This window comes from Streptomyces sp. NPDC059957 (assembly GCF_042730015.1).
In the GTDB taxonomy this organism is placed as follows: Bacteria; Actinomycetota; Actinomycetes; order Streptomycetales; family Streptomycetaceae; genus Streptomyces.
On record NZ_JBHWMB010000002.1, the window covers coordinates 280737 to 288013 of the forward strand.

Sequence of the window (7277 nt, forward strand, 5' to 3'; positions counted from 1 at the left end):
GGGGCACCGGACATGCCGCGTTCCACGCGTGCCAGGATCCGGGCACGGTCGGGCTGGTGGGCCTCGGGGGGGGGGCGGAGACAAACGGCGGGGTTCTCGTTTCCCCGCCCCCCCCCCCCCCCCCCCACCAGCCGTCCTAGAGCGTGCCGGTGAGCAGTTCCGGACGGATCGGCGTCTTGTTGATCTCCAGACCGGTCGCCGCCCGGATCGCCGCGATGACGGCCGGGGTGGACGAGAGGGTCGGGGCCTCGCCCATACCGCGCAGGCCGTACGGGGCCTTCGGGTCGGCGAGCTCCAGGACGTCGACCGGGATGGTCGGGGTGTCGAGGATGGTGGGGATCAGGTAGTCCGTGAAGGAGGGGTTGCGCACCTTCGCGGTCTTCGGGTCCACGATGATCTCTTCCATGATCGCGACGCCCAGGCCCTGGGTGGTACCACCCTGGATCTGGCCGACCACGGAGAGCATGTTCAGGGCCTTGCCGACGTCCTGGGCGGTCGCCAGCTCGACGACCTTGACGAGGCCGAGCTCGGTGTCCACCTCGACGACCGCGCGGTGCGCGGCGAAGGTGTACTGGACGTGGCCGTTGCCCTGGCCGGTGACCAGGTCGAAGGGCTCGGTCGCGGCGTGGCGGAACTCGAGCTCGATGTCGATCGCGTCCTCGCCCTCCAGGATGTCGGCCAGGTCCGCGAGGACCTCTCCGCCGTCCGTGACGACCTTTCCGCCTTCGAGGAGCAGCTCGGCGGTCGCCCACGCGGGGTGGTACGAGCCGTTCTTGCGCCGGCCGATCTCCAGGACCGCCTCGCGGACGGCCTCACAGGTGTTCTTCACGGCGCCACCGGTCATGTACGTCTGCCGCGAGGCGGACGTGGAACCGGCGGAGCCGACCTGCGTGTCGGCCGGGTGGATGGTCACCTGCGTGACACCCAGCTCGGTACGGGCGATCTGCGCGTGGACGGTGATGCCGCCCTGGCCGACCTCCGCCATGGCCGTGTGGACCATCGCGACCGCTTCGCCGTTGATGACCTCGAGGGTCACGCGGGCGGTGGAGTAGTCGTCGAAGCCCTCGGAGAAGCCGACGTTCTTGATGCCGACCGCGTAGCCGACGCCGCGGACGACGCCTTCACCGTGGGTGGTGTTCGACAGACCACCGGGCAGCGCGCGGACGTCCGCGCTCTCGCCGGCGGACTCCCACTGGCGCTCCGGCGGCAGCGGACGGGCCTTGACCCGGCGCAGCAGCTCGGCGACGGGCGCCGGAGCGTCCACGACCTGGCCGGTGGGCATGATCGTGCCCTGCTCCATGGCGTTGAGCTGACGGAACTCGACCGGGTCCATGCCGAGCTTCGCCGCGAGCTTGTCCATCTGGGCCTCGTAGGCGAAGCAGGCCTGGACGGCGCCGAAGCCGCGCATCGCGCCACAGGGCGGGTTGTTCGTGTAGAGCGCGATCGCCTCGATGTCCACGTCCTCCAGGACGTACGGACCGACCGAGAGGGAGGAGGCGTTGCCCACGACCGCCGGGGAAGCGGACGCGTACGCGCCGCCGTCCAGGACGATCTTGCACTTCATGTGCGTGAGCTTGCCGTCCTTGGTGGCGCCGTGCTCGTAGTACAGCTTCGCCGGGTGACGGTGCACGTGGCCGAAGAAGGACTCGAAGCGGTTGTAGACGATCTTGACCGGCTTGTTCGTGGCCAGGGCCAGGAGGCAGGCGTGGATCTGCATCGAGATGTCTTCGCGGCCACCGAACGCGCCGCCGACGCCCGAGAGCGTCATGCGGACCTTCTCCGGCGGCAGGCCCAGGACCGGGGCGATCTGCTGGAGGTCCGAGTGCAGCCACTGGGTGGCGACGTACAGCTCGACACCGCCGTCCTCGGACGGCACGGCCAGGCCGGACTCCGGGCCGAGGAAGGCCTGGTCCTGCATGCCGAAGGTGTACTCGCCCTCGACGATGACGTCGGCGCGCTTGCGGGCCTCTTCCACGTTGCCGCGGATGATCGGCTGGCGGTGCACGATGTTCGGGTGCGGGACGTGACCGATGTGGTGGTCGTCGCGGCCCTCGTGGATCAGCGGCGCGCCCTCGGCGAGGGCGGAGGCCTCGTCCGTGACGAGCGGCAGCTCACGGTAGTCGATCTTGATCTTGGCGGCCGCGCGGCGGGCGGTCTCCGGGTGGTCGGCGGCCACGAGGGCGACCGGCTCACCGTGGTGACGTACCCGGCCGTTGGCGAGAACCGGGGTGTCCTGGATCTCGAGGCCGTAGTTCTTCATCTCGGCCGGCAGGTCGTCGTACGTCAGGACCGAGTAGACGCCCGGCATCGCCAGGGCCTCGGAGATGTCGATCGAGACGATCTCGGCGTGGGCGACGGTGCTGCGGAGCGTCTGGCCCCACAGCATGTCCTCGTGCCACATGTCCGAGGAGTACGCGAACTCACCGGTCACCTTGAGGGTGCCGTCCGGGCGCAGCGTGGACTCGCCGATGCCGCCCTTGTTGTGCTTCTGCGTGACGTTGGTCGGCGTACCCGCCGGGACCGTGCGCGTGTTCTGGGCCATGGTCAGACCGCCTCAGACTGACGGGCGGCCGCGAGGCGGACCGCGTCGAGGATCTTCTCGTAGCCCGTGCAGCGGCAGAGGTTGCCGGACAGGGACTCACGGATGTCCTGGTCGGACGGGGAGGGGTTCTCCTCCAGCAGCGCGTCCGCCTGGACCAGGAGGCCCGGGGTGCAGAAACCGCACTGGACGGCGCCGGCGTCGATGAACGCCTGCTGGATGGTGGAGAGCTCGACGCCCTCGCCGGTCTGGGAGTCGCCCGGCTTGGCCTGCCACTGCTTGGCCGCGTCCAGGGAGACGCCGCCCTTGCTGCCGCAGCCGCCGCCGGTGCCACAGGCACCGCCGTGGCCGTGCTCGTCGCGCTGCTTGGCGAACTCCGCCAGGCCCTCGACGGTCACGACGTCGCGGCCCTCGACCTGACCGGCCGCGACCAGACAGGAACAGACCGGCACGCCGTCGAGACGGACGGTGCAGGAACCGCACTCGCCCTGCTCACAGGCGTTCTTCGAACCGGGCAGGCCCAGGCGCTCGCGCAGGACGTAGAGAAGGGACTCGCCCTCCCAGACGTCGTCGGCTTCCTGCGGACGGCCGTTGACAGTGAAATTGACGCGCATGATTACGCAGCCCCTTCAAGCGAGCGGCCGTTGTTCGAACCGCGGTACTGCTCCCACGTCCAGACGAGCTGACGGCGAGCCATGATGCCGACCGCGTGGCGGCGGTACTTCGCCGTGCCGCGGACGTCGTCGATCGGGTTGGCCGCGCCGGAGGCGAGGTCACCGAACTGCTTGGCGATCGACGGGGTGATGACCTTGCCGGACTCCCAGAAGCCACCCTCTTCGAGCGCGGCGTTGAGGAACTCCTCGGCGGCCTTCGCCCGGATCGGGGTCGGCGCGGCCGAACCGATACCGGTGCGGACCGTGCGGGTCTCGGGGTGCAGCGCCAGGCCGAACGCGCAGACGGCGATGACCATCGCGTTGCGGGAGCCGACCTTGGAGTACTGCTGGGGGCCGTCCGCCTTCTTGACGTGGACGGTCTTGATGAGCTCGTCGGCGGCCAGCGCGTTGCGCTTGACGCCGGTGTAGAACTCGTCGATCGGGATCAGGCGGGATCCGCGTACGGACTCCACCTCGACCTCGGCACCCGCCGCGAGGAGCGCGGGGTGGGAGTCGCCGGCCGGCGAGGCGCAACCGAGGTTGCCGCCGACACCGCCGCGGTTACGGATCTGCGGGGACGCGACCGTGTGCGAGGCGAGCGCGAGTCCCGGAAGCTCCGTGCGGAGGTTCTCCATGATCTGCGTGTACGGGACGGAAGCGCCGAGCCGGACCACGTCCTCCCCGACCTCCCACTCCCGCAGGAGACCGATGCGGTTCAGGTCCAGGAGGTACTCCGGCCGACGGTGGTCGAAGTTGATCTCGACCATCACATCGGTGCCACCCGCAATCGGCACAGCTGTGGGGAACTCGGCCTTAGCGGCGAGCGCCTCCTCCCAGCTGGCGGGGCGAAGGAAGTCCATGTGCGGCTCTCTTCTTCTTAATCGGGTCGTTCACTTCAAGCCAGGAGGCCGTTGGGCCCTCGACTGGTCGTTCACGTGCTGTTAACGCGGTGTGGACTCAGTACACCGGCCCTGCGTCCCCCGGGTGCAGTCACCGAAACCATGAAGGAGTTGGCTGGGGACCTCCCTCGTCTTGTAGATTCGTATGAAAGGCAGGATGCGACGACCTGCCCGATTTCCAACGGCAACATTCGAGACAGATCGGCGGCGACATCATGCGGCTGCGCGCACTGCTGGAAACCGAGGCGCTGGGGCTGCGGCTGCTGGGCGGCGAGGAAGAACTCGACCGGACGGTCCGCGGGGTCATGACGACCGACCTGAGGGATCCCAGCCGATACCTATCCGGAGGGGAACTGGTCCTCACTGGCCTGGCATGGAGACGAAATTCGGCCGACTCCGAGCCGTTCGTACGAATCCTCGCGAGCGCCGGCGTGGCCGGGCTGGCGGCCGGCGAGGCCGAGCTGGGTGACATTCCCGACGACCTGGTCACGGCGTGTCTGCGCAACCGTCTGCCGTTGTTCGCCGTAAACGAGGACGTTGCATTCGCCACCATCACCGAGTACGTGGTGCGGCAGGTGTCGGGAGAGCGTGCCGGGGACCTCGCGGCCGTCGTGGACCGCCATCGGCGGCTCATGACCTCCGGTCCGGCCGGTGGCGGACCCGATGTGGTGCTGGATCTGCTCACCACGGACCTCGATCTCCGGGCCTGGGTGCTCTCGCCCACCGGCCGGCAGATCGCCGGGGCGGGCGAGCCGCTGGCGCCGGGCATCTGCGCGGCACTGGCGAGCGAGCACCTCGCGGCGGTCCGGACGGGCCGCAGGGGCCCGCACCGGATCTCCCTCCAGGGTATTACCTACTCCCTCTTCCCGATCAGGGGACACGGGCGCGGCCCCGCGGGCCCGGCGGCCCGGGACGTCCGCGAGAGCGTGCTCTCCGACTGGCTGCTGGCCGTCGAGGCCGACGCCGGCGACTGGCCCGCCGAGCGGCTCGACCTGCTCCAGGGCGTCACCCAGCTCATCGCGGTGGAGCGGGACCGCCGCGACGCGGCCCGTACGGTGCGCCGCCGCCTCGCCCAGGAGGTCCTGGAGCTGGTCCAGACGGGCGCTCCGCCCGCCGAGATCGCCGCCCGCCTGCGGGTGGCTGCGCCGGTCCTGCTGCCCGGCCTGGGCACCGCCCCGCACTGGCAGGTCGTCGTGGCCCGGGTGGACTGGGACGGCGGTGACATCGCCGGCGGCCCCGTCGCCCAGTCGCTGCTGGAGGAGATCCTCGTCGACCCGTCGGTCTCCGGGCCGGAACCCTCGGACAGGATCGCCGTCGCGCACGCCGGGGACGAGGCGATCGCCCTCGTACCGCTGCCCGCGCCCGCCGGAGAGCCCGGCGAGGAGAAGGGCCCCGACACCGCCCTGCACGCGGAAACGCTGCTCGCGGCCGTACGGGACCCCCTGGCGGCCGGACTCGCCGACGACGGCCGGCTCACCCTGGGCGTCAGCGCGGCCGTGTCCTCCGCCGAGGGCCTGCGCGGGGCCCTGGAAGAGGCCCGTCACGCCCGCCGGGTCGCGGCGGCCCGCCCGGGCCGGGTCTGCGCTGCCGGCCACCACGAGCTGGCCTCGCACGTCCTGCTGCTCCCGTTCGTCCCGGACGACGTCCGCCGCGCCTTCACGGCCCGGCTGCTGGACCCGCTGCGGGACTACGACCGCCGCCACCGGGCGGAGCTCATCCCGACCCTCGAGGCGTTCCTGGACTGCGACGGCTCGTGGACCCGCTGCGCGACCCGGCTGCACCTCCACGTCAACACGCTGAGGTACCGGGTCGGGCGAATCGAGCAGTTGACGGCGCGGGATCTTTCCCGGCTGGAGGACAAGCTCGATTTCTTCCTGGCACTGCGGATGAGCTGAGAAGATCCACCGCCGACCGGCCGGGGGGCCGGTCGGGACCGAGTGGAGGCCGACTGGAGGCCGGGCGGGGGCGACTGATGATCCGTCCGGACTTTGTGAAAGAGTTCACCCGACCCCTTGGCCGAACCTGCCGATCCGTGCTCTCATTTCGCCCCAGGGCTCAACGACGTGCTGCTTGGTTGCTTTGGGGAGGGCAATGTGGCGGATACCGCCATGTCCAGTGCCGGAACTATCGGGGGAGACGACCCCCTCCAGCGGGCGATATGGCGGCTGCGCTCGCGCGGCTGTTGGACCGACGCGGCGGCCCTGCTGACGCCGCACCTGCACGATGCCGGAGCCGCGGTGCAGCGGACCGGGCTGCTGGTCGAACGCTGCCTCTTCACCGGGCAGGGCTGGGCCGAGGCGGAGGACGCGCTGCGGGTGGCCGAAGCCGTCTCCCAGGACGACGACGACCGGGGCGCGGCCGCGTGCGAGCGCGGTCACCTGGCGTACGCGGCGACCGTACTGGGCGTGCGCGACCGGGCCGACGAGGCCCGCTCGGCGCTCGGCCGGGCGGCGGCGCTGCTGTCTCCGGGGTCCCGCACCCGGCCGCTGCTGGACTTCCGGCGGGGCCTGGTGGCCGAGCACCTGGCGGACGCGCCTTCCTCCGCCCTGCCGGCGTACCGGCGGGCCCACGCGGGCGCCCTGGCCCACGGCGACACCCTGCTGCTGTCCTTCACCTGGCGGCACCTGGCGGCGCTGGCCCTGCGGGACGGGGAGGTCGCCGAGGCCCGCAAGGGCTTCGCGGAGTCCCTCCGCATCCGGGAGGACCTGGGCTTCCTGGTCGGCACTGCCCCGGCGCTCGCGGCCCTGGCCGAAGCCGAACCGGAACCGGAGGCCGCCCGCCTCCGCGCGGAGGCCCGCCGCCTCTTCCACCTCCTGGGCGGCATCCCCACCTGGCTGGCGGACCAGCTCCACCCCGTACCTTCTTGACGGACTCCGTCCGGCGGCGGCCGGGCGGGGCTGCCGCCACCGCCGTCCCGGCGTGGGCCCGGTGGGCGGGTGGCGGCTGGGGTTCGGCCCTGCGGGGCAAAGTCCCCTACCCGCCCTTCCACCGTTCCCAGGGCTCTGCCCTGACCCGGTCCTCAAACGCCGGACGGGCTGAAAGCGGGGCCCCGGGCTACGCCCGGAAAGGGGAACCGGGCTACGCCCGGACTCCTGGGGCTCCGCCCCAGACCCCGGTCCTCAAACGCCGGACGGCTGAAAGACCAAACCCCGGCCGAGCTGAAAGACCCCACCACGGGCGGGGCAG

The 7277-nt window shown here is 71.4% G+C and carries 5 protein-coding genes; 2 read left to right on the forward strand and 3 right to left on the reverse strand.

Annotation, left to right across the window (positions count from 1 at the left end):
* Positions 1–136: 136 nt before the first annotated feature.
* The 3 genes from ACFWBW_RS02725 to ACFWBW_RS02735 are packed head-to-tail and all read right to left on the reverse strand — an operon-like array spanning position 137 to position 4052.
* Entirely contained in the window at positions 137–2542 is a 2406-nt protein-coding gene (locus ACFWBW_RS02725) for a xanthine dehydrogenase family protein molybdopterin-binding subunit (protein WP_385367680.1), read from the reverse strand.
* A 2-nt stretch (positions 2543–2544) separates the two neighbouring features.
* On the reverse strand, positions 2545–3153 hold the full coding sequence (locus ACFWBW_RS02730) for a (2Fe-2S)-binding protein (protein WP_385367681.1): 609 nt from the start codon (positions 3151–3153) through the stop codon (positions 2545–2547).
* A gap of 2 nt (positions 3154–3155) precedes the next feature.
* Positions 3156–4052, reverse strand: coding sequence for a xanthine dehydrogenase family protein subunit M (locus ACFWBW_RS02735; RefSeq protein ID WP_250744166.1), 897 nt, complete (start codon positions 4050–4052; stop codon positions 3156–3158).
* A 254-nt stretch (positions 4053–4306) separates the two neighbouring features.
* Between ACFWBW_RS02735 and ACFWBW_RS02740 the strand changes: the two genes are divergently transcribed.
* Together ACFWBW_RS02740 and ACFWBW_RS02745 are read left to right on the forward strand one after the other, a co-directional pair.
* The gene (locus tag ACFWBW_RS02740; RefSeq protein ID WP_266903589.1) at positions 4307–5986 is read left to right on the forward strand and encodes a PucR family transcriptional regulator; all 1680 of its coding nucleotides are present in this window, start codon (positions 4307–4309) and stop codon (positions 5984–5986) included.
* A 198-nt stretch (positions 5987–6184) separates the two neighbouring features.
* Positions 6185–6958, forward strand: a complete 774-nt coding sequence (locus ACFWBW_RS02745) for a hypothetical protein (protein ID WP_385367682.1) — start codon at positions 6185–6187, stop codon at positions 6956–6958.
* Positions 6959–7277 lie beyond the last annotated feature (319 nt).